Below are 21,143 nucleotides of genomic sequence, written 5' to 3' on the forward strand. Positions count from 1 at the left end.
GGCTCAGGCGGTGCGGTAGTTGTCGACCATACGATAGCGTTTCGCATACCAACCGAAGGCCAACGCCGCGACGAAAGCAAAACCGGCGAAGAAGAACATCAGGAATGCCGCCTCGCTCAGGCCCGTACTGGCGATCCTGTGGGTGACCGTGTCATTGCGCACGGCGGCATTGGACAGCAGCACCCACAGGTTGCCGATGGTGGTGGTCAGGTTCCAGAAGCTCATCACCACGCCCTTCATGGCCTGCGGTGCCTGGCTGTAGGCGAACTCCAGGCCGGTGGCCGAGACCAGCACTTCACCGAAGGTCAGCAGCGCGTACGGCAGCATCTGCCAGAAGATCGACATCGCGTTGCCACCGTCCATCACCACCTGGATGCCACCCACCACGATCCAGGCCAGGCCGCTGAAGGCGATGCCAACGGTCATGCGGCGCAGCGCGGTCGGCTCGAAGCCGAAACGGCGCAGGGCCGGGTACAGCACCAGGTTGTTGAACGGAATCAGGATCATCACCAGCAGCGGATTCAGCGCCTGCATCTGCGAGGCGGTGAACCAGCTCGGCATCTGCATCTGCTGGCCCTGCAGCACCCAGGTCGAGGCCTTCTGGTCGAACAGCGAGAAGAACGGGGTGGTCAGCGCGAAGATCACCAGCACCCGCAGCACCGAGCGCACGCCTTCCACGGCTTCGGCCGGGTGCTGGCCGCGCGCACGGTCCAGCTGCAGCCAGGTGCCGCCACCGATGCCTGCCAGGATCGACACCAGCGCCAGGCACAGGCAGATCACGATGCCAAGCGAGCCGACCAGGCCGAACGAGGCCACGGCCAGCACCAGCCCGACCACGGCAATGACCAGGCCGGGACGGCCCTGGCCGGCGACGCGCGCGGTCAGCGCGGTGCGCACCACATTGGCGAACGAATGCGGGTCCTTCGGCGGCAGCGGCACCAGCACATAGCGCTTGCGGCCCAGCCAGAACACGAAGGTGGCAATGAACATCAGGATGCCCGGAATGCCGAACGCCCACTGCGGGCCCCAGTTCTTCAGCACCAGCGGGATCAGCAGCGAGGCGAACAACGAGCCGAAGTTGATGATCCAGTAGAACGCGTCGAAGACGATCTTGGCCAAGTGCTTGTTGCTCTGGTCGAACTGGTCGCCCATGAACGAGGCCACCAGCGGCTTGATGCCACCGGCACCCAGCGCGATCAGGCCCAGGCCGAGGAAGAAGCCCTCACGGCTGCCCTCGAACAACGCAAGGCACAAGTGGCCCATGCAGTAGACCAGGCTGAACCACAGGATGGTGTGGTACTTGCCGAAGAACTTGTCGGCCAGCCAGCCACCGAGCAGCGGGAAGAAATACACGCCGATCATGAAGCTGTGCATGATGTCCTTGGCTTCACCGGCACGGCCTTCCGCAGTGAGTTCCTGCAGCAGCAGCGAGGTGATCAGGAACTGCACCAGGATGTTGCGCATCCCGTAGAAACTGAACCGCTCGCAGGCCTCATTGCCGATGATGTACGGGATCTGGCGCGGCATCTTTCCCTGGCCGGCGATGGGGGCGACTGCGTCGTGGCTCATCCTGTAAGGCATTCCTGCAAAACGAAAGGCGCAAGAGTACCGGAACCTGTGCGTGCGAAGCACGCTGCAGGGCTGCATGACAGCCGCGCCAAAGCATGGCAGGCATGTGCGGCCCTGCCGGAAGTCACGGAACCTGCACGGCAAAAGCGTAAACTTATCGTTATGCGCCCCCTGCCCTTTGCCCGCATTCTGCCCAGCTGCCTTGCCCTCATGCTGGCCGTGCCTGCGCTGGCCCGGCCACAGGCGCCGCCGGCCACAGGCCTTGCCACAGAGGTGCGGCAGTTGACTGTCGCCGCGCTGGAACTGCCCAGCCGTGACGAAGGCCAATGGAAGCAGCGCCGCGAACAGGTGCTGCAGCTGCTGACCGATCTGCAGCCGGATGTGATTTCGGTGCAGCAGGTGCTGCAGCAGCAGGGGCGCAATCCGGCCTGCTGGTTGGCCAGCCGGCTGCGCTACAGCTGCGATTTCGTCACCGCTGACCCGCCGAGCCAGCCGGTCCGGCACGGCAACGCGATGCTCAGCCGGCTGCCGGTCAGCGAGGACGGGGTCACCCTGCTGCATCCGCCGGGCACCTTCAGCGCCGCCGGCATGATGCGCCTGCGGCTGGGCGACAACGACGTCAACGTCTACATCGCGCGCCTGCGCCCGGATCCCGACGAGGTCAATGCCCGGCAACATCAGACCAGCGACCTGATGACCTGGATCGGCGCCACGGCCGAGGGCATGCCGAGCCTGATCGCCGGAGATTTCTCCGCCAGCACCGTCGAGCTGGTGCGCAGCACGCCCGGCTTCCAGCCGGCTCGGCGCAATCCTGGCGCACCGACGGCCAGCGGCGGTGGTGCCAGTGGCCATGGGCTGGATGTGCTGTTCCAGGTCAAGCACTTCGGCGGCATCCGCCAACAGGCGATCCTGCTGCCCGCCGATGGCGACCTGCCCGGGCTGCGCCTGGGTGTGATGGCGACGCTGCGGCTGCAGGACGTGCCCGCCACCACCGAATGAGCGCGCCGCTGCGCTCGCCGGGCACGGCCCGGCGCTACCCCCGTTTCCGGTAGCGCCGGGCCATGCCCGGCGGGTGCGGTCACAGACAAACAAAAAGGCCGGGGTCTCCCCCGGCCTTTTCGCGTTCACGCAGGCACTGCGATCAGGCGATCGCTTCCTGGTAACGACGCTCGACTTCATTCCAGTCGATGACGTTGAAGAACGCGCCGATGTATTCCGGACGGCGGTTCTGATACTTCAGGTAGTACGCGTGTTCCCACACGTCCAGACCGAGGATCGGGGTGTTGCCTTCCATCAACGGGCTGTCCTGGTTGCCGCTGCTTTCGACCACGACCTTCTTGTCCGGGGTCACGCTCAACCACGCCCAGCCACTGCCGAAACGGGTCAGCGCGGCCTTGGTGAAGGCATCCTTGAACTTGTCGAAACCGCCCAGGTCCTTGTCGATCGCCTTGGCCACATCACCGACCGGATTACCGCCAGCGTTCGGGGCCATCACGGTCCAGAACAGCGAGTGGTTGGCGTGGCCGCCACCGTTGTTGCGCACCGGACCCTGCAGGTTCTCCGGCAACGACTTCAGCTTCTTCACCAGTTCTTCGACCGGCAGGTCGGCGTACTCGGTGCCTTCCAGCGCAGCGTTGACGTTGTTGATGTAGGTCTGGTGATGCTTGGTGTGATGGATTTCCATCGTCGCCGCATCGATATGCGGTTCCAGCGCGTCGTAGGCGTAGGGCAGCTTGGGCAGGGTGTAGGCCATGATGCATCTCCTGATAGCGAGGGCACCCGACGGCATCGTCGGGCGGTGCGCGGTGAATGATGGGGACAGACCGCAAGATTACCAAGGGGGATGTAAAGGAAATTGCGTCCTGCAGGTGAGCATGCCGGCAATTGTTACGCAGCAGTGACGCAGCGCGTGCCCTCATGCAGGGTGCAGCGCGCAGGCGCTACAGTGGGCGCACCACCCTCGCCCGCCACTGCCCATGCGCAACCCCCGGCTGTTGATCACCGCCATCGCCCTGCTGCTGCTCGGCCTGGTCGTCAATCATTTCCTGCAGCGGCCGCCGCCGCCGCAGTTCGCGCCTGACCTGCGGAGCGCGCCGGCCGCCAGTGCACCCGCGGTGCGCAGCAACGGCACTGACAGCGGCCTGCCCGCCTTCCTGCCGGCCGAAGCCCGCCAGACCATCGCGCTGATCCAGCGCGGCGGCCCGTTCCCGCATCGCCAGGACGGCAGCACCTTCGGCAACCGCGAACAACAACTGCCACAGCGTCCGCGCGGTTACTACCGCGAGTACACCGTCGACACGCCTGGCGCGGGCAACCGCGGCGCGCGGCGCATCGTCACCGGTGGCAACCCGCCCGATGCCTGGTACTACACCGATGACCACTACGAATCGTTCCGCAGCTTCACCGTACCGGCCTCCGGAGAACGTCAATGAGCCACGATGATTTCGGCCTCGGCCTGCATGACATCAACAATGCCGGCGTCTACGCGATCGACACCTTGGATATCAGCGCGCTGTCGGCAGCGATGCGCGATGCCGACCTGAAGGTGATCCGGATCGACCTGGATGGCGTGAGCGACAAGCGCACCCTGCTGGCGCGGCTGGCCGCCCAGCTTGATTTCCCTGCCGGCTTCGGTGGCAACTGGGATGCACTGGCCGACAACCTGCGCGACCTGCAATGGCTACCGGCCAACGGGTACGCGCTGTTCCTGGCCGATGTCGATGCCCTGCGCGCCGGTGCAGGCAAGGAGTTCGACACGCTGCTGGACATCCTTGATGAAGCCAGCCGTGACTGGGTGGGCCGCGACGTCCCGTTCTGGGTATTCCTGTCGCAGAGCGCGTGACCTGGTAGAGGCCGACCTTGGTCGGCATGCACGCGCAAGCGCATGGATCATCCATGCATGACGTGGATCTACCCGGTGCAGCTGGATGCTCAGTAGATCCACGCCATGCGTGGATGCGGCACCCTACCGGCTGCCGTTATCTTCCTGCAGCTCTTTCTTGAACGGGATATCCGGCGGTGGACGTGCCACGGCGGGCTGGTCCTGCATGTTCGGATCGGTGAGGCCACAGCCGCCACCGGCCTGCAGGATCGAGATCACGCAGGAAATCTTCGTGCTGGTGCCCGGCAACGGAATCTCCATCGCCTTGACGCCTTTTCGCACCCATTCGGCAAGCAGCGACTCCTGCGGCACCCAGTACTTATCGAACGAGGTGGGCGTGTAGTCGTACGGCGGTCGCTTCAGCCATTTGCCGGACTCGGCGATGCGTTCCTTGCTCCAGCCGTCGTTGGCTCCACCAGGTGCGCCACGCTCGGCCTTGCCGGCACCGTCCTGGCCGGTCACGCGCACGCTGCCGTCAGCATTGAACAGACCATCGCCCTTGCCGGCGCTGGCCTGCGCGGCGCCCTGATTGGCGCCTTCGCGATTGCGGCTGGAGGCACCCCAGTCGTCACCGCGTGCAGGTGTCGCCCAGTTGCCCGGGGTCGGCGCCGGGCGCGCACCCGCCTGCGCGGCGGTGGCGCTGGTCGCCGCAGGACGCGCCACATTGGCACTGTTCTGGGCCGCGCTGCCTGCGGGCGCTGGCGTAGACGTCGGCGCACTGCCGGCCGAGGTCGACGCTGCCGGTAGCGGGGCGGCTGCAACCTCGCGTTCGCGCACCTGCACCTCGCGCCCGGCAGGCGCACGCACCGTGGGCTCGCGCCCTGCGACGGCGGCCATGCGCACCTGCGGATCGGCGATGGCCTGCACTTCGCGTTCGCGCACCTGCACCTCACGCTGCGGCACGCGCACCTGGATGTCGGTGGTGCGCATCGGCTGCGGCGCCACCGGCGCTTCAACCGTGCTGATTTCGCGCTCCTGCACCTGTACATCGCGCACCCGCGGCGCCTGCACTGCCACCTCCGGCGTGCGCACTGGCGTTGGTGTCGGCGCAGCCTGCACCGGCTGCACGCTGCGCTCGCGCACGGTCGGGACGGTGTCTCGCGGAACGATGCTGACTTCGGTTCGCGGCGGCGCCATCGGCGGCACCACGAAATCGCTGGTGGCCTGCGCCACTTCGGTGGCCTGCACCGGTGAGGGCGGTGGTGCGGCCACCGGCGCAGGCTCGACCTCGGCCGGCGGCGGCACGCTGGCAGTCGGTGCCGTGGCAGCGGCAGCGGAAGACGGCGCAGGCGACGCCGGTTGCGGGCGAGGTGCAGTTGCGCCCCCCGCTTCCTGGCCTGCGGCTACGGCACCGGCTGCTGCAGCAGCAGCCGCCTCGGCTCCGGCCTGGTCGCCGCCGCCTTCCTGCGCAGCACGGCCGACGAATTCAATCTGCACGCGCTCACCCTCGCTGCCCTGCTCGTCCGGCGAAGACGTGCGGATCACCGCTACCCACAGCAGCAACAGGAAGAACAACAGATGCAGCAGCGCGCTGAGCAGCGCCGAGGTCCAGCGCATCCAGCGCTGGTCGCGAGGCGCCGGATCCCAGTCCTGCCAGAACAGGCGGCGCAGGGACGCCCATGGTCCCAGCGCCGGCAATTGCCCCGGGGGGCCTGGCAGCGGTCGCGGCAGCAGCACCGCGATCACTTCGCGCGCGTGCAACGGACGTGGCAGCGGCGTCAGCGTCCGCAGCCAGATCGCCCAGCCGTACGGCAGGCCGGTGTTCTTCTCGAGGATGGGCGGTCGCTGCTGGCGCGCCAGCAGCAGGTCGATGAGTTGCTCGGCTCTGGGCAGAGGCACGCGTTGGCGATCAGGCGGCGTTGCCGCGCGGAATATACGGGGCGTGGCCGCTGTCGTGATCGGTGGCGTCACGCACGGCGGTCACTCCGGGCACACGGCCCATCAGGGTCTTCTCGATGCCCTGCTTGAGGGTGACGTCGGCCATGCCGCAGCCCTGGCAGCCACCACCGAAGCGCAGCAGCACCACGCCGTCGGCCGAGACTTCCTGCACGGCCACCTTGCCGCCATGCGAGGCGAGCTGCGGATTGACTTCGTTCTCCACCACCCAATGCACGCGCTCGACCAGCGAGGCGGCATCACCGGGCGCTTCGCCCTTGATCCGCGGCGCTTTGATCGTCAGCTGCTGGGTGCCGGCCGTACCGGGCACGATGTCGATCTCCGCGCCGTCGAGCCAGCCAACGCTGGTGGCGTCGACATAGAGCGTGAAGCCATCACAGTCCACCGCCCACTCGTCGCCGAGCAGGTCGGTCGGCTCGGCGAACTCCAGCCGGGCGTCGGCACGCGGGGTTCCGGGTTCGACCGCACTCAAGCGCACGCCCATGCCGGGCACGCCCTCGCGTTCGATCAGCTTGCGGAAATGGGTCTGGGCAGTGTCGGAGATCTGGATCATCAGGCTATTCTAGCCAAGTAAGCGTCAGCCGCTCATTCGTTTTATACACCGGCCGGCGCATTGTTCAGTCAACACGAGGTGGAGGAACCCATGGCCGACCTGATTCCGCTGGCGCAGGCCCATTGCGTGCCGCGCAAAGGCAGCGACCACAAGCTGGGCGAGGCCCGCCTGGCCGAACTGTTGCCGCAGGTTCCCGGCTGGGAGCTGGCCGAGGCCGGCCAGGCGCTGGTGCGCACGTTCCGCTTCAAGGATTACTACGCCACCATGGCCTTCGTGAACGCGCTGGCCTGGATCGCCCACGGCGAGGACCATCACCCGGACCTCGGCGTCCACTACGACCGTGCCGTCGTCCGCTACTCCACCCACGACGTGGGCGGCCTGAGCGAGAACGACTTCATCTGCGCAGCGAAGACTTCGGCCCTGACGGAGCAACTGAAATGAACGTGCGATTGCTGAGCCTGTCCCTGCTTGCCGCGACCAGCCTGGCCGGCTGTGGCACCTCCGAGCCGCCGGCAGCGCCGGCTGCGGCCCCCACCGAAGTGGCTGCGGTGAAGACCCCGCCGCCGCAATACCCGCTTGAACTGGCCTGCACCGGCGTGGGCGGCACCAGCACCTTCAAGGTGGTGATCGGCACCGACGGCAAACCCAGCGAGGTCACCCTGCTGACCGGCGCGGGCAACCCGCAGCTGGACGATCTGGCCAAGACCGCCGTGCAGGGCTGGCAGTTCAAGGCTGCCACCCGCAATGGCGAGGCGGTGCCGGCCACGATCCAGGTGCCGGTCAGCTTCAATCCGCCGCAGCCCAAGCCGGACCAGTGCTTCGCCATCGAAGAAAGCCTGCGCCGCGGCGGCTGATCGCCTGCCCGGTGACGAGGCCAGCCGACGCCCGCCTCGCCTTTGCCGCCCCGGCCCGTGCCGGGGCGATTGCTTGATGACAAGGAACGCGTCGGTACATGCTGCAGATTCCCCCCGAAAACATCTGGATCGCCCTGGCGGTCACCCTCGCTGCTGGCCTTGCCACCGCCATCGGCAGCCTGCTGGTGCTGTTCTCGCGCCGCCCCAACCCGCGCCTGCTGGCCTTCGGCCTGGCCTTTGCCGGCGGCGCGATGGTGTACGTCTCGCTGTCGGAGATCCTCAACAAATCCATCGCCTCGTTCGCGCTGGCCTATGGTGAGCGCACCGGCTTCACCTACGGCACCCTCGCCTTCCTGCTGGGCGTAGTGGTGATCGTGTTGATCGACCACTTCATTCCCAACCCGCATGACAGCCTGGACAAACAGGACCCGGCGTTCCGCGAGAACAGCCGCGAATACCTGAAACGGGTCGCCCTGCTGACCTCGGTGGCGATCACCGCGCACAACTTTCCGGAGGGGCTGGCGACGTTCTTCGCGACGCTGGAGAGCCCGTCGGTGGGCATGCCACTGGCCTTCGCCATCGCCATCCACAACATCCCCGAGGGCATCGCCATTGCAGTGCCGGTGTACTTCGCCACGCAGAACAAGTTCTACGCGTTCGCCGCCAGCCTGCTGTCAGGCCTGGCCGAACCGGTCGGCGCAGCGATCGGCTATGTACTGCTGTCCGGCTCCCTGTCCCACGCCACATTCGGCTGGGTGTTCGGCCTGATCGCGGGGGTGATGGTGTTCCTGGCGCTGGACGAGCTGCTGCCGGCGGCGAAGCGCTACGCCGAAGGGCACGAGACCGTGTACGGGCTGGTGGCGGGCATGGGCACGCTGGCGATCAGCCTGGTGCTGTTCAAGTGGTGAAGGGTGTCCGGCCAACGGGCTGAGCCCCCTCGCGGCTGGCGCATTCCACAGTATCGAGAGGTCACGGGCGGGGTCGATTCGCGGGGGACGCCGTAAACCCTTCCCTGGGGGCTTGGCCGCGGCATCCATGCCGCGGACACCCCCGCGAACCGCCCCCGCCCGCGCCCCTTCATTTTTCCGTGCGTGCCAGCCGCGCAATGAAAGAATGAAAAGCGAAGCCCGCGCTGCGCGCGTGTGTCGAGGCTCGCTCGACTCCACAAAGGCTGCGAGCGGCCATGGGTCTACGCTGCGGCTGTCGGGTCCGCCTTGCAGCGAGCCGAGCACCGCAGGTCCGGCGAGGGCGAAGAGGCGCGGATGTCTGAGCGCAGCGAGTTCCGCGCCGCCCCTCGGCGGAGCGAGGAGCACAGGGTACCGGCGCGCAGCGCCGGCTCGCGGATGGCGGCGTGTTTCTTTGGTTACTTTCTTTGCACGAGCAAAGAAAGTGACAAGCCCACTCATCGCGGGGGAACGACGACACCGACCAGGCCCCCGGCGCCGCCGAACTGCCGTCAGCGGAGTCTGTCCAGCGCCTCGACCAGCTCATCCGCCAGCGGCGCACTCAGCACATATGGGCTCTTGCCGTCGTCCAGCGCGAACTCCAGTGACGCAGCATGCAGGAACAGGCGCTTCAGCCCGATCTGCTCACGAAGCCGCTTGTTGACTGCAGGATCGCCGTATTTGTCGTCTCCGGCCACAGGATGTCCCAGATGCTGGGCATGCACACGGATCTGGTGAGTGCGGCCGGTTTCGATGCGTACTTCGCAGTAGGAATGGCCACCCTTGCGCTCCAGCACCCGGAAATGGCTGATGGATTCCTTGCCGATCGCATTGACCTGCACATGGCGCTCGCCGCCCTGGCGCAGGCCTACGTGCAATGGCGCATCGACCGTCATCACACCATCCGGCATGCGCCCGGCAAGCAGGGTCAGGTAGCGCTTGCGGATGCCGGAGCCGTGGTCTTCACGCAGCAGCGCCTGCAGCTCGCTCAGCGCCGAACGCTTCTTGGCCACGATCAACAGGCCCGAGGTGTCACGGTCCAGCCGGTGGACCAGCTCCAGGGTCTGCCCGGGGCGCAGGGCGCGCAGGGTCTCGATGGCGCCGAAGCTGATGCCGCTGCCGCCATGGCTGGCGACGCCGGTCGGCTTGTTCAGCGCCAGCAGGCGGGCGTCTTCGAAAACGATGGCCTGCTCCAGCCGACGCATGAACGCCTCGGGTGGACCCGCCTTGTCTCCCTCTTCAGTGAGACGAACGGGCGGTATCCGCACTTCGTCGCCAGCCTCCAGCTTGCGCTCGGCCTTGGCGCGGCCGCCATTGACGCGCACCTGGCCGCTGCGGACCAGCTTGTAGACAAGGCTGCGCGGGGCACCCTTGAGCTGGCCGAGCAGGAAATTGTCCAGGCGCTGGCCGGCACGGTCGGCCGGAACGGTGATCATGCGCACGGAAGGCTTGTCGCCGGCCGGCTTGGTAGGGTCTTGTGCAGTCATCAGCCTGTTTATTCTGTTACACTCGGGGGGCGAGATAAGGGATTGATTTCGTTGGAAGTTACTTAGGGCCAGAAGCCCCGCTTCCGACGAATCCGGCACAGTGCGCGACCACCGCCCGCGGGGCGGCCATGTTAGCGGCTCACCGGCGTTCCCGGCCATCGCCGATTGCCTGACACGCAGTCGCGCTGAACATGTCCCGTGCGGCGCTCCAGCCTGGCTGACAGCTGCCTCCGGCCCTGCAACACCCAAAACCAGAAAATTGAAGCGCTCCCGCGGCCTGCCGTGGTGTCGTAGCGCTGGAAACCCAAGCCGCCCTCCCCGCGCTTGCGCGAATGGGCGGCGAGCCGTGTCCAGAGGCGAAACTCCATGGCGTTCCGCGCGGTAGCCGCTTGCGAGGAACGCAACAATGAAGCGAATGCTGATCAACGCCACGCAGGCTGAAGAGCTGCGTGTTGCCATCGTGGATGGCCAGTCGTTGTATGACATCGACATCGAGCAGCCGTCCAAGGAACAGAAGAAGTCCAACATCTACAAGGGCCGGATCTTCCGCATCGAGCCCTCGCTGGAAGCGGCCTTCGTTGAATACGGTGGCGGCCGCCACGGCTTCCTGCCGCTGAAGGAAATCTCCCGCGATTACTTCCAGGCCGGTGTCGACCACAACAAGGCCGGCATCCGCGAGCTGCTGAGGGAAGGCCAGGAAATCGTCGTCCAGGTGGACAAGGAAGAACGTGGCAACAAGGGCGCTGCCCTGACCACGTTCATCTCCCTGGCCGGCCGCTACATGGTGCTGATGCCGAATTCGCCCAGCGCCGGCGGTGTCTCCCGTCGCATCGAGGGTGAAGACCGGGCCGCCCTGAAGGACGCCCTGGACAAGCTGAACATCCCCGACGAAATGGGCGTCATCATCCGTACCGCCGGCGTCGGCCGCGATGCGGAAGAGCTGCAGTGGGATCTGGATTACCTGCTGAATGTCTGGCGCGCCATCGCCGAAGCTGCCCTGAGCAAGCCGGCCCCGTTCCTGATCTACCAGGAATCGCGCCTGATCGTGCGCGCCCTGCGTGACTACCTGCGCGCCGACATCGGCGAGATCCTGGTGGACACCGAGGAGATGTACGAGCACGCCAAGGAGTTCATGCAGCAGGTGATGCCGCAGACCCTGCGCAAGCTCAAGCATTACAAGGACGACATCCCGCTGTTCAACCGCTTCCAGATCGAATCGCAGATCGAAGGCGCCTACGAGCGCAACGTGCGCCTGCCGTCGGGCGGCTCGATCGTGGTCGACCAGACCGAAGCGCTGACTGCCGTCGACGTCAACTCCTCGCGCGCCACCAAGGGCAGCGACATCGAGGACACCGCGTTCCAGACCAACCTGGAAGCGGCCGAAGAAGTGGCCCGCCAGCTGCGCCTGCGCGATCTCGGCGGCCTGGTGGTGATCGACTTCATCGACATGGCGTCCAACAAGCACCAGCGCGAAGTCGAGAACCGCCTGGCGAATGCGCTCAAGTACGACCGTGCACGCGTGCAGGTCGGCCGCATCTCGCGCTTCGGCCTGCTGGAAATGAGCCGCCAGCGTCTGCGACCGAGCCTGGGCGAATCCAGTCAGATCGTCTGCCCGCGTTGCGACGGCCATGGCCGCATGCGCAGCGTCGAGTCGCTGTCGCTGTCGATCATCCGCGTCGCTGAGGAGCATGCGATGAAGGAGAACACCGGGCAGGTGCTGGTACAGGCCCCGGTGGAGATCGCCAATTACCTGCTGAACGAAAAGCGCGGCGCGCTGGGCGAAATCGAGAAGCGCCACGAGGCGCCGATCGTGATCGTTGCCGACGAGCAGCTGCACACCCCGCATTACACCGTCACCCGTCTGCGCGACAACGAACTGGGCGAGGAAAGCGGCAAGCCGAGCTACCAGCGCGGTACCCCGCGCAAGCTGCCGGTACACGCGCTGACCAAGGGCCAGCTGAACATCCCGCCGCCGATGGTGACCCAGGTCAAGCACAACTCCCCCGCCCCGGTGCGGGACGAAGTGGAACCGACCGCAGCGCCGGCACCCGCGCCGGTGGCCGCAGTGGCTCCGGCTGCCGCCGCCAGCGGTGGCGTGGTTGGCTGGCTGAAGCGCATCTTTGGCGGCGAGCCCGCTCCCGCTCCTGCACCGGCACCGGCCGCGCGCCAGCAGCAGGATGGCGGCCGCCGTGACCGCAACAAGGATCGCAACAAGGACCGCAAGGACCGTCGCGAGGACAGCCGTGGCAACGGCGGCAATGGCAATGCGCAGCAGCAGAAGGACGGCGGCAACCGCAAGGACCGCGGTGAGCAGCGCAAGGATGGCCGCAACGGCGGCAACCAGGCCAATGGCAATGGCAATGGCCAGCAGCAGCCGCAGCAGCAGGGCAAGCCGAAGGACGCCCAGCAGCAGCCGCAGCAGAACAAGCCGCGTAACGAACAGGGCCAGGGTCAGGGCCAGGGCCAAAGCCAGCAGCAGCCGAAGCTGAAGCAGCCGAAGCAGCCGCGCCCGCAGGACGGTGACAAGCCGGCCGAGAAGCCGCAGCGTGCCGCTGCCGAAGCCCCGGCCGACGTCGTGACCGCAGCAGCTGCCGTGGCCACCACGACCGCGGTTGCGGCCACGGTCGCGGTGCAGGAAGAGAAGGCACTGGCACCGGCCGTTGCTACTGAAAACGTGGTCGACACTGTCGCGGCCGTGGATACCGCCGCCGCCGAGAACGCCGCCGAGGTCGTGGTTGCGACCGGCGCTGTCGAAGACGCAACGACCGATGCCGCAGGCGATCAGACCGGCGAAGGCGCAACGCGCCGCCGCCGTGGTCGTCGCGGTGGTCGCCGTCGTCGTCGTGGTGGTGCCGAGAACGCCGCCGGAGGCGACGTGCTGGGTGATGACCTGGACGACGGCGATGATGCCGAGGGCGATGACAACGACGGCGATTCCGTCGAGCACAGTGCCCAGGCTTCGGTGGACGCCCCGGTTGCCGCCGCGCAGCCGTCGCGTTCGCAGCCGGAATTCGACTTCGATGACGAAGTCGAGCCGGCCGCCGCTGATGCCGGCAAGCCGGCACGTGCACCGGTTGCGGTAGCCGCCGCAGTTGCTCCGGTCGCCGCCGTCAGCAGCGCCGTGGTCGAAGCAGCCGCGCCGGTGGCAGCCACGGTGCAGACCCCGGCTCCGCTGGAAGCCGTCGCCAAGGTCGAACCGACCCCGTCGCCGGTGCAGACCAGCATGCTGGATGCCATCGACGCGGCGACGCCCGTGCAGCCCGCGCCTGAAGCGGCTCCGGTGATCGAGGCGAAGCCGCCGGTGGTCGAGACCGCTGTCGCGATCGAAGCAGCCCCGGTCGCTGAACCGACCGCGGTGGTCGAAGCCGCTCCGGTGGCCGAGCCGAAGCCGGTGGTAGCCGACGTCGCGCCGGTGGTGGAAGCTGCTCCGGCAGTCGAACCGAAGGCCGCGGTTGAAGTCGCCCCGGTCGTCGAGCAGCCGGCAACGCCGGTGGCTGTCGAAGCCGCACCGGTGGAAACCGCTGCACCGGTCGCCGAGCCGGTCGTACCGGCGGCGGTCGACCCGATCGCCGATGGCCACGCCGACGCTGCCGCACAGGCCGCCGACGCGCAGGCTTCGGAAGAAGACGAAGACGCCGGCAAGCGCACGCCGCCTGCCGCCTGATCGATCGTTGATCGGCAACAACGAAACGGCGGGGATCGATGATCCCCGCCGTTTTTTTGTGCGTCTGGCGCCCACCGTCCCCTGCTATCAAGAGGGCACGCTCTGGTAGAGGCCAACCTTGGTTGGCGCCGTGGGTTTCATGCACGCGGCAGCGCCTGTGCCAACCAAGGTTGGCATCTACCGAGGCGTGCGTCAGTTTGCCGGCGCGAACTGCAGCCGGGTCCACACCCCGTAGTGATCCGACGCCCAACGGCCGCCGTCATCCGGCTGGTCGAACAGGATCTTCGCTTCGCGCGCGACCATCTCGTCCTGCTGGAAGAAGATGTGGTCGATCCGCGACGGCGCCTGGTAGTAGTGACGGTTGAGCGTACTGACACCGGCCAGGTCGGTGTTGACGTGCACGCTGCCGTAGCTGTCGCCGTAGTGGCTGCGCAGCTCGCTCAGATCGCCGGCATCGACCAGTGCATTGAAGTCGCCGGCAATCACCACCGGCGCACCCGCAGCGCTGCCGGCAATGAAACGCAGCAGGTCCTCGACCTGGCTGCGGCGGATGCGCTGGCCGGCGTCGTCACTGCGCTCGTTGAGATGGGTGGCATAGACATTGACCGGCTTGCCGTCCACGTCGATGCGCAGATGGGCCACGGTGCGGTAGTCATCCAGCGGCAGCAGCAGGTGCTCGCCACGGGCCAGGATCGGGCGCCGGGTCAGCAGCGCATTGCCATACCGCTTGGGCGCTCCCACCGGATCGGTGGACACGAATACGTAGCGGTAACCGAGCTGGCTGGCCAGCCACTGCGCCTGGTTGCGCACGTTGCGCTTCTGGATCACTTCCTGCAGCGCGATGGCATCGGGCTGCAGGCGCTTGAGCTCAGCCACGATCGTGCGACGGCGGCTGGGCCAATCCTCGCGGTCATGGTGCAGGTTGAACGTCACCATGCTCATGCCAGGCTCGCTGACGGCCGCCGCGTTCGCCGCGGCGACCGGCTCAGCGGCTGCGGCCAGCCCCGGCAGGGCCAGCGCGATCGCCAGCCCCAGCACGCGGAGACGGCGGCCGATCCCGATCGGTTGACGCATGGTTACTGCCCTTTGCGTTCGGCGCGGCGCACTGCGCTGGGCACGTCGACCTCGACCCGTGCCGGCAACTGGTGCACATGCAGCTCGTTGTTGATCCATTCCACCGCCTCGCCGTTGACCGTCGCCTGGCCCGGCTCGCCGGCATACGGCCATGGCAGCACCACACCACCGGCTGGTGGCACCAGGCCGGGCTGCACGTCCAGCACCAGCTGCTTGTCGCTGCGCTGCAGGCGATAGTTGAGCTGCCCCTGCGGCGTGCGCAGGCCCTGCACGGCGATGCCCTCGCCCTGCAGCCACGACACCGGGATACCCGCAGCGAGTACCAGTGCCTCATCTGCATCGCGGTTGTAGGCGAACATATCCAGCGCCGAACGGACGAAGTCCGAGGCCACCCATGCATGCGGCAGGTCACCAACAAAGAACGGCTTGCGCGGCGTACGCGAGACCACCTCGGCCCACTGGTTCCAGGCCTGCGGCGCGCGATCCTTGAAGAAGAACTCGGTGGCCTGCCAGGCGCGATCGCGCCAGCCCAGGCGCACGAACGCGGCGACGTTGCGCCATTCGTACGGCGTGTAGTCCTTCCATTCGCGCTTGCCATCGCGGCGCGCGACGAATTCGTTCCAGTAGCGCTGGAAGGTCGCGTCCAGCGCCTCCTGCGGCAACCGCCCCTGCTCGCCGCCCGGCGCCAGCGCGATCGTGGTGGACGTGGCATCGAAATCGCCCAGCTCGGCCGAGCCGGGCAGATAGTCGATGCGATGCTGTTGCACGGCCGCCAGCAGCGAGGCCTGCAGGTCATCACGGAACTGATCGCGCGATTCACTGATCTGCATCGCTTCGACCTTGCCCAGCTGCGCTGCCAGTTGCGCGGCGTCCTTGTAACCACGCAGCGCCCAGAAGTTGTCCCAGTACGAATGCATCGGCTTGGCCGAATAGCCCTCGTGGCTGATCGAGGCCGGCATCATCCCGTAGAAGGCAGGATTGCGCGCACGGTTCTCCTCGGTGCGCTCGCTGCCGCGCAGTTGTTCCATGTAGCTATAGGCGCCCAGCACGTGCGGCCACATCTGCTCGAGGAAGGCAGTGTCGCCGGTGTAACGGCCGTATTCGGCGATGTTGTAGATCAGCTCACCGTGGCTGTCGTTCTCCGGCACCGGATCGCTGCCACGCGCATCGACGCAGCACGGCACCTTGCCGTTCTCAAACTGATAGGGCGCATACCAGGTCACGTAGTCGCGCACGGCATCGCTGCGGCCCATCCGCAGCAGGCCTTCGGAGATCATCGCGCCGTCGCGGATCCAGCTGCGTGCGTACGAGCGCGTACCCGGCTGCAGACGCGGGCCGACCCGTGAGATCAGCATGTGTGCCACCGCCGTGCGCATGGTTTCCACCAGCGGCAGGCCGGCAGCCGGCACCTGCAGGGTCACAGCACCCAGCTTGTCGCGCCACATTGCCGCGACCTGCTGCTGCGCCTTGGCCACGTCCAGCGCCTGCGGCGCCCAGCTGCCGGTCTGTGGCAGCACGATCGCCACTTCGCGGCTCTGCCCGGGTTCGAGCTTGATCGTGTACAGCAGCGCGCCGGACGCCATGCCGGTCGGATCCTTCACGGCGGTGGTGCCGGGCAGCTTGCCGCTGGCCAGGTGCATCGCATCCAGCTTGCCGTCGAAGCTGCTGGCAAAGCGCGCATCCGGCACCTGCAGGGGATACAGCCGCGGTTCGCCATTGATGCGCACCAGCTGCTCGCCCACGTCCAGGCTGTCGATGCGGCTGAAGCCGCCCACCGTGTTGAGGAACTGGGTGGGCGGATTGACCTGCCACGGACGGATCGCCAGTGCCAGGGTGTATTCGTGCGCGACCTTGTCCGGATTGCTCAACCGGTAGCGCCCGATCAGCTGCGCGCGCTCGGGCGTGCCCTGCACGAAGCTGGTCACCGACAGGCCGGCCTTCTCGTGCACCCAGTCGACCGTGGCGATCGGCAGGTAGCGATCCTGCAGCGACTGGGTGATGGCAACGTCGGCCCATTCCAGCAGCTTGCCGTCGAGGCGGATGAACGGCTCGATGCTGAAGCTGCCCTTGGCCGGCTCCAGTGCGCCGTCCTCACTGATCAACGCCTGTTCCTGGCCACCGTCCAGGCCAAGCAGGGTCCAGTACGGCTGCTCGCCAACGTAGGCACGCGGCAAGCTGCCACGCGGCAGGTCGGCCGCCACCGAGGACAGGAAGGCATTGGGGGTCGCGGCGAACGCGAGCGGCTTCAGGGTGATGTCACGGATGCCATAGCGCCAGTTCGGCCCGCCCTGCAGGTCGAAACGCACGTAGCGTGCATCGGTGTCGGGCAGTGCCAGCCAGTCGCGGCCGCCGGCACCGGCGGTCACTTCGCGCACGGTACGCCAGTCACGACCGTCCTCGGAGGTGCGCACGGTGTAGCGGTTCGCTTCCAGGCTGGGCAGCCAGTCGATCACCGCACCGCCGATCTCGCGGCTCTTGTGCAGGTCCAGGCTGATGGTCTGCTGCTTGACCCCGCCACTGATCCAGAAGGTATCGGACTTGCCGTCGATCATCCGGTCCTGCAGCGCGGTTGCGGTATCGGCGATCACCGAGGGCCGCAGCGCCGAATCATCCTGCGCGGGCAGGCCCTGCAGGGTCAGCTTGTCGAAGCACACCGTGCCACGGCCGCCGACCTTGCTGTAGATCGTGAACTCCATCGACGCGCTGCGCGTCATGTCCTTCTCTGGCGATGGCCCCCAGGCCTTGTCGATCTGCCGGCGGCGGTACTCCACCGGCGTCCACGCCTTGGGGAAGGCGTAGCCGGGACGGTTGACCCACCACACGTTGTCGCCGCTGGCGTCGATCAGCTTGAACTGCAGGTCGTTGGCGGGCGAATCACCGCGCAGCTGGAAGCCGAAACGGTAGTTGGCCGGGTACTCGATGTTCAGCGGGCGACGGATGCCGACGTAGCCGGAGACCTCATGGAAGTCGTAATCCAGGCACAGCGCGCGGCCACCGCCGGCACCACTGACCGGCCGCAGCGAGCCGCTGACCTGGTCGGACAGCACCAGCTTCCATGCGCTGATGTCGTCGAAATCATCCAGCACCTTCGGCGCGGGCAGCGCCGGTGGTGCGGCGATCGCCAGGGAAGACCACAACAGGCCCAGTCCAACGGCGATCGCACGCTTCATCCCTTCACGCTCCCCAGCAACAATCCTTGGATGTAGTACCGCTGCAGCACCAGGAACAGCGCCAGCACCGGAACCACGGTGACCACTGCGCCGGCCATCATCATTTCCACGTCCATGATGTGTTCGCGCGAGAGGGTGGCCAGGGCCACCGGCAAAGTGTAGTGCTCCTGGTCGGTCAACACGATCAGGGGCCACATGAAATCGTTCCATGCGCCCATGAAGGTGAAGATCGCCAGCGTCACCAGCACCGGCTTCAGCATCGGCAGCACGATCTGGAAGAAGATCCGCAGCTCCCCTGCCCCGTCGATGCGCGCCGCTTCCAGCAGCTCATCGGGAATCGAGCGGGCGTACTGGCGCACCAGGAAGATGCCGAACACGCTGGCCAGCGCCGGCACGATCACGCCGCCGAAACTGTTGACCAGGCCCAGCTGCTTCATCAGCAGGAACAGCGGCAGCATCGCCACCTGAGCCGGGATCACCAGCGCCGCCATCAGCACCTGGAACAGGCGCTCACGACCGACGAAGTTGAGCTTGGCGAAGGCGTAGCCGGCCATCGTGTTGAGCAGCAGCGAACCGAGGGTGATCGCCAGCGACACCAGCAGGCTGTTGGCGAAGTTGCCGCCCATGCCGGTGCGCGCAAACAGCTCCGTGTAGTTGTGCGTGGTGATGCTGGACGGCAGCAGCGGCGGCGGGAAGTGGGTGGCCTCGCCCTGCGGCATGAACGAGACCGACAGCATCCACAGCAATGGTGCCAGGCTGACCAGGGCCAGCACCAGCAGCGCGCCGTTGATCATCCACGGGTGCCAGCGTGACTGGCCGATTTCACGACTCATACCAACTGCCTCTTGCGGCCAAAGCGCAGCATCACGGTGGTCACCGCCAGGATGATCAGGAACAGCAGGAACGCCACAGCCGAGGCGCGTCCCAGGTTCCACCACTTGAAGCCTTCCTCGAACATGAAATACAGCACGCTGACGGTGCTCTGCAGTGGGTCGCCGCGGGTCATCACGTAAGGTTCTGCAAACAGCTGGAAGTAACCGGACACGGTGATCACCCCGACCACCAGCAGCACCGGGCCGAGCATCGGCAGGGTGATGTGCAGGAACTGCTTCCAGCGCGAGGCGCCATCGATGCGCGCGGCCTCGTACAGGTCATGCGGGATCGCCTGCAGGCCGGCCAGGAAGATCACCATGTTGTAGCCGAAGTTCTTCCACACCGCGAACAGCATGATGGTCGGCATCGCCCAGTTGGGGTCGCCCAGCCAGTCGATCGGGCTGATGCCCAGGTGGCCCAGACCGTAGTTCACCAGACCGTAGCTGGTGTGGAACAGGTAGCGCCAGATCACCGCCACTGCCACCAGCGTGGTCACCACCGGCGCGAACAGCGCCGTGCGGAACAGCGCCTTGAAGCGTGCCGCCGGGGCATTGAGCAGCATCGCCGCGCCCAGCGATACGCCGATCGACAACGGCACGCCGATCACCACGAAATACGTGGTGTTCCACAGCGACTTCCAGAACATCGGCGTCTGCAGCAGGTCGATGTAGTTGCCGAGACCCACGAAGCGCAGGTTGCTGCTGTCGGCCAGCGCATACAGGTCGAAGTCGGTCACGCTCAGCGCCAGCGCCGAGGCTACCGGCAGGCCGAAGAACACACCGAGCACGATCAGCGAGGGGCCGGCGAAGATCCAGCCGGCAAGGGAAGAACGTTTCATTGCGGGCTCCCGGCCGCGACTGCACTGGTCGAACCCGAGGGGGGTGCGCTGCGCTGCAGGCGTTGTTGTTCATGCATCCAGCGACGCTTGGCCAGCACCTTGTCCACGCGCTGGTCCAGTTCGGCCACGGCCTTGTCCTGCGGCAGGCCGCCACGCACCACCTGTTCGGTGACGATGCGCATTTCCTGCACGATGCGCTCCCATTCGAGCACCTTCGGGGTCGGCTTGACCCGTTCCAGCTGGTCGCGGAACGCGGCGGCAAGCGGATCGTTCGCCAGCGACGGCGCGTCCCACGTGCTGCGGCGCGGCGGCAGGTCGCCGATGATCGCGTGGAAACGCGCCTGGATTGCCGGCCGCGACAGGAACTCGATCAGCTTCCAGGACGCTTCCTTCCGCTGCGACTTGCGGAAGATCACCAGGCTGGTGCCGCCGGCGATGCCCGCGCCCGGGCCATCCGGACCCGGCAGCGCGGCGGTGCCCCACTGCCCTTCCAGTTCCTTCGGCTGCAGCTTCTTGAACTCGCGGATGTTCCAGGGGCCAGAGATGTAGAACACGTTGAAGCCGCGGAAGAATTCATCCCAGACGTTGGAGATCTGCGTCTCGGACATCTTCGGCGCCCAGCCCTGCTCGAACATGTTGGCGTAGAAACCGAGCGTGCGACGGAAACCGGGGCTGGAGAAATTGCCGCGGGTGTCATCGTCGCGCAGCAGCGGATCGGGCTGCTGCAGCGCCAGCGACAGTTGCTGCTCGAACTCGTTGATCGGCATCAGCACGGCATAGCGGTTCGGGCCCTGCATGCGCTTGATCGCGGCCATCTGCTCGTTCCATTCCGCCCAGGTACGCGGCGGGTGGTCGAAGCCGGCCTTGGCCAACAGATCCTTGCGGTAGTAGATCAGGCGGGTATCGACGTACCACGGCACGCCGACCAGCTCGTCGTGGATCACGTTGGTATCCCAGATGCCCTGGAAGTAGTCCTTCGGATCGACCACCGTCGAGCGCTGCACGAACGGCTGCAACGGCGTCAGTGCGTTGAGTTCGGCGAATTCGGGCACCCAGGTGTTGCCGAGCTGGCACACATCGGGCAGGCCATCGGCGGCGAACGCGGTCAGCAGCTTTTCGTGCGCTGCCGTCCACGGGATGTTCTGCACATCGACCTTGATGCCGGGGTTCTCCGCTTCGAATTCGTGGATCAGCTCGCTGACCACTTCGGCCTCGCGCCCCATCGCCCAGAAGCGCACGGTGGTGGTGCCCTGCTCGGGGCGGGCACAGCCAGCCATGACCAGCACGGCCAGTGCAGGCAATGCCCAGCGTCGCAGGCGGTGTTTCCAGTCGTGCACCTT

General features: G+C 66.8%; 17 protein-coding genes. 7 read left to right on the forward strand and 10 right to left on the reverse strand.

The genetic code is table 11. The annotated features are described in order from the left end of the window. Positions 1 to 3: 3 nt before the first annotated feature. Positions 4 to 1,569 (reverse strand): oligopeptide:H+ symporter, encoded by a 1,566-nt coding sequence (locus H3005_RS07870; RefSeq protein ID WP_191077864.1) that lies wholly within the window; start codon positions 1,567 to 1,569, stop codon positions 4 to 6. Between the two features lie 162 nt (positions 1,570 to 1,731). Between H3005_RS07870 and H3005_RS07875 the strand changes: the two genes are divergently transcribed. Beyond that, positions 1,732 to 2,568 (forward strand): endonuclease/exonuclease/phosphatase family protein, encoded by an 837-nt coding sequence (locus H3005_RS07875; RefSeq protein ID WP_100553004.1) that lies wholly within the window; start codon positions 1,732 to 1,734, stop codon positions 2,566 to 2,568. Positions 2,569 to 2,710: 142 nt separating this feature from the next. Here H3005_RS07875 and H3005_RS07880 read toward each other — a convergent pair whose 3' ends face one another. Beyond that, positions 2,711 to 3,322 (reverse strand): superoxide dismutase, encoded by a 612-nt coding sequence (locus H3005_RS07880; protein ID WP_089236174.1) that lies wholly within the window; start codon positions 3,320 to 3,322, stop codon positions 2,711 to 2,713. 223 nt (positions 3,323 to 3,545) lie between these two features. Between H3005_RS07880 and H3005_RS07885 the strand changes: the two genes are divergently transcribed. Beyond that, on the forward strand, positions 3,546 to 4,001 hold the full coding sequence (locus H3005_RS07885; protein WP_191077865.1) for a ribonuclease domain-containing protein: 456 nt from the start codon (positions 3,546 to 3,548) through the stop codon (positions 3,999 to 4,001). Beyond that, positions 3,998 to 4,411, forward strand: a complete 414-nt coding sequence (locus H3005_RS07890) for a barstar family protein (protein ID WP_191077866.1) — start codon at positions 3,998 to 4,000, stop codon at positions 4,409 to 4,411. Before H3005_RS07885 ends, H3005_RS07890 begins: the two co-directional genes overlap by 4 nt. Positions 4,412 to 4,534: 123 nt before the next feature. On the opposite strand, the gene H3005_RS07895 is transcribed toward H3005_RS07890, so the two are convergent. Next, positions 4,535 to 6,289 (reverse strand): hypothetical protein, encoded by a 1,755-nt coding sequence (locus H3005_RS07895; protein ID WP_191077867.1) that lies wholly within the window; start codon positions 6,287 to 6,289, stop codon positions 4,535 to 4,537. Positions 6,290 to 6,299: 10 nt separating this feature from the next. After that, positions 6,300 to 6,899 carry an NfuA family Fe-S biogenesis protein gene (locus H3005_RS07900; protein WP_165377620.1) on the reverse strand — a complete coding sequence of 200 codons (600 nt, stop codon included), beginning with the start codon at positions 6,897 to 6,899 and terminating at the stop codon, positions 6,300 to 6,302. Positions 6,900 to 6,989: 90 nt separating this feature from the next. Here H3005_RS07900 and H3005_RS07905 point away from each other — a divergent pair, with 90 nt between their 5' ends. The 3 genes from H3005_RS07905 to zupT all read left to right on the forward strand — a co-directional run bounded on the left by H3005_RS07905 (position 6,990) and on the right by zupT (position 8,661). Beyond that, positions 6,990 to 7,340, forward strand: coding sequence for a 4a-hydroxytetrahydrobiopterin dehydratase (locus H3005_RS07905; RefSeq protein ID WP_089236179.1), 351 nt, complete (start codon positions 6,990 to 6,992; stop codon positions 7,338 to 7,340). Further along, positions 7,337 to 7,753, forward strand: coding sequence for an energy transducer TonB (locus tag H3005_RS07910; RefSeq protein WP_100460537.1), 417 nt, complete (start codon positions 7,337 to 7,339; stop codon positions 7,751 to 7,753). The genes H3005_RS07905 and H3005_RS07910 overlap by 4 nt, the downstream gene beginning before the upstream one ends. 98 nt (positions 7,754 to 7,851) lie before the next feature. Continuing rightward, positions 7,852 to 8,661 carry a zinc transporter ZupT gene (gene zupT, locus H3005_RS07915; RefSeq protein WP_191077868.1) on the forward strand — a complete coding sequence of 270 codons (810 nt, stop codon included), beginning with the start codon at positions 7,852 to 7,854 and terminating at the stop codon, positions 8,659 to 8,661. Between the two features lie 548 nt (positions 8,662 to 9,209). Here zupT and H3005_RS07920 read toward each other — a convergent pair. Continuing rightward, entirely contained in the window at positions 9,210 to 10,184 is a 975-nt protein-coding gene (locus H3005_RS07920; RefSeq protein ID WP_100460541.1) for an RluA family pseudouridine synthase, read from the reverse strand. 406 nt (positions 10,185 to 10,590) lie between these two features. Here H3005_RS07920 and H3005_RS07925 point away from each other — a divergent pair, with 406 nt between their 5' ends. Continuing rightward, positions 10,591 to 13,848 carry an Rne/Rng family ribonuclease gene (locus H3005_RS07925; protein ID WP_191077869.1) on the forward strand — a complete coding sequence of 1,086 codons (3,258 nt, stop codon included), beginning with the start codon at positions 10,591 to 10,593 and terminating at the stop codon, positions 13,846 to 13,848. Between the two features lie 192 nt (positions 13,849 to 14,040). Here H3005_RS07925 and H3005_RS07930 read toward each other — a convergent pair whose 3' ends face one another. The 5 genes from H3005_RS07930 to H3005_RS07950 are packed head-to-tail and all read right to left on the reverse strand — an operon-like array spanning position 14,041 to position 21,140. Next, a complete protein-coding gene (locus tag H3005_RS07930) occupies positions 14,041 to 14,922 on the reverse strand; it encodes an endonuclease/exonuclease/phosphatase family protein (RefSeq protein ID WP_100553010.1) in 882 nt (293 codons plus the stop codon). Between the two features lie 2 nt (positions 14,923 to 14,924). Further along, positions 14,925 to 18,092 (reverse strand): discoidin domain-containing protein, encoded by a 3,168-nt coding sequence (locus H3005_RS07935; RefSeq protein ID WP_191077870.1) that lies wholly within the window; start codon positions 18,090 to 18,092, stop codon positions 14,925 to 14,927. Beyond that, positions 18,089 to 18,925 carry a carbohydrate ABC transporter permease gene (locus tag H3005_RS07940; RefSeq protein ID WP_089236185.1) on the reverse strand — a complete coding sequence of 279 codons (837 nt, stop codon included), beginning with the start codon at positions 18,923 to 18,925 and terminating at the stop codon, positions 18,089 to 18,091. The genes H3005_RS07935 and H3005_RS07940 overlap by 4 nt, the downstream gene beginning before the upstream one ends. Beyond that, complete coding sequence (locus H3005_RS07945) at positions 18,922 to 19,803, reverse strand: sugar ABC transporter permease (RefSeq protein WP_089236186.1); 882 nt, start codon at positions 19,801 to 19,803, stop codon at positions 18,922 to 18,924. Before H3005_RS07945 ends, H3005_RS07940 begins: the two co-directional genes overlap by 4 nt. Beyond that, entirely contained in the window at positions 19,800 to 21,140 is a 1,341-nt protein-coding gene (locus H3005_RS07950) for a sugar ABC transporter substrate-binding protein (protein WP_191077888.1), read from the reverse strand. The genes H3005_RS07945 and H3005_RS07950 overlap by 4 nt, the downstream gene beginning before the upstream one ends. Between the last annotated feature and the right edge of the window lie 3 nt (positions 21,141 to 21,143).

The sequence above is a fragment of the Stenotrophomonas sp. Br8 genome, from assembly GCF_014763005.1.
In the GTDB taxonomy this organism is placed as follows: Bacteria; Pseudomonadota; Gammaproteobacteria; order Xanthomonadales; family Xanthomonadaceae; genus Stenotrophomonas; species Stenotrophomonas lactitubi.

What these genes read in the sequence shown, in the direction of transcription:
- H3005_RS07870 (WP_191077864.1), bottom strand. Translation starts at nt 1,569, where the DNA reads ATGAGCCACGACGCAGTCGCCCCCATCGCCGGCCAGGGAAAGATGCCG.
- H3005_RS07875 (WP_100553004.1), top strand. Translation starts at nt 1,732, where the DNA reads ATGCGCCCCCTGCCCTTTGCCCGCATTCTGCCCAGCTGCCTTGCCCTC.
- H3005_RS07880 (WP_089236174.1), bottom strand. Translation starts at nt 3,322, where the DNA reads ATGGCCTACACCCTGCCCAAGCTGCCCTACGCCTACGACGCGCTGGAA.
- H3005_RS07885 (WP_191077865.1), top strand. Translation starts at nt 3,546, where the DNA reads ATGCGCAACCCCCGGCTGTTGATCACCGCCATCGCCCTGCTGCTGCTC.
- H3005_RS07890 (WP_191077866.1), top strand. Translation starts at nt 3,998, where the DNA reads ATGAGCCACGATGATTTCGGCCTCGGCCTGCATGACATCAACAATGCC.
- H3005_RS07900 (WP_165377620.1), bottom strand. Translation starts at nt 6,899, where the DNA reads ATGATCCAGATCTCCGACACTGCCCAGACCCATTTCCGCAAGCTGATC.
- H3005_RS07905 (WP_089236179.1), top strand. Translation starts at nt 6,990, where the DNA reads ATGGCCGACCTGATTCCGCTGGCGCAGGCCCATTGCGTGCCGCGCAAA.
- H3005_RS07910 (WP_100460537.1), top strand. Translation starts at nt 7,337, where the DNA reads ATGAACGTGCGATTGCTGAGCCTGTCCCTGCTTGCCGCGACCAGCCTG.
- zupT (WP_191077868.1), top strand. Translation starts at nt 7,852, where the DNA reads ATGCTGCAGATTCCCCCCGAAAACATCTGGATCGCCCTGGCGGTCACC.
- H3005_RS07920 (WP_100460541.1), bottom strand. Translation starts at nt 10,184, where the DNA reads ATGACTGCACAAGACCCTACCAAGCCGGCCGGCGACAAGCCTTCCGTG.
- H3005_RS07925 (WP_191077869.1), top strand. Translation starts at nt 10,591, where the DNA reads ATGAAGCGAATGCTGATCAACGCCACGCAGGCTGAAGAGCTGCGTGTT.
- H3005_RS07930 (WP_100553010.1), bottom strand. Translation starts at nt 14,922, where the DNA reads ATGCGTCAACCGATCGGGATCGGCCGCCGTCTCCGCGTGCTGGGGCTG.
- H3005_RS07935 (WP_191077870.1), bottom strand. Translation starts at nt 18,092, where the DNA reads ATGAAGCGTGCGATCGCCGTTGGACTGGGCCTGTTGTGGTCTTCCCTG.
- H3005_RS07940 (WP_089236185.1), bottom strand. Translation starts at nt 18,925, where the DNA reads ATGAGTCGTGAAATCGGCCAGTCACGCTGGCACCCGTGGATGATCAAC.
- H3005_RS07945 (WP_089236186.1), bottom strand. Translation starts at nt 19,803, where the DNA reads ATGAAACGTTCTTCCCTTGCCGGCTGGATCTTCGCCGGCCCCTCGCTG.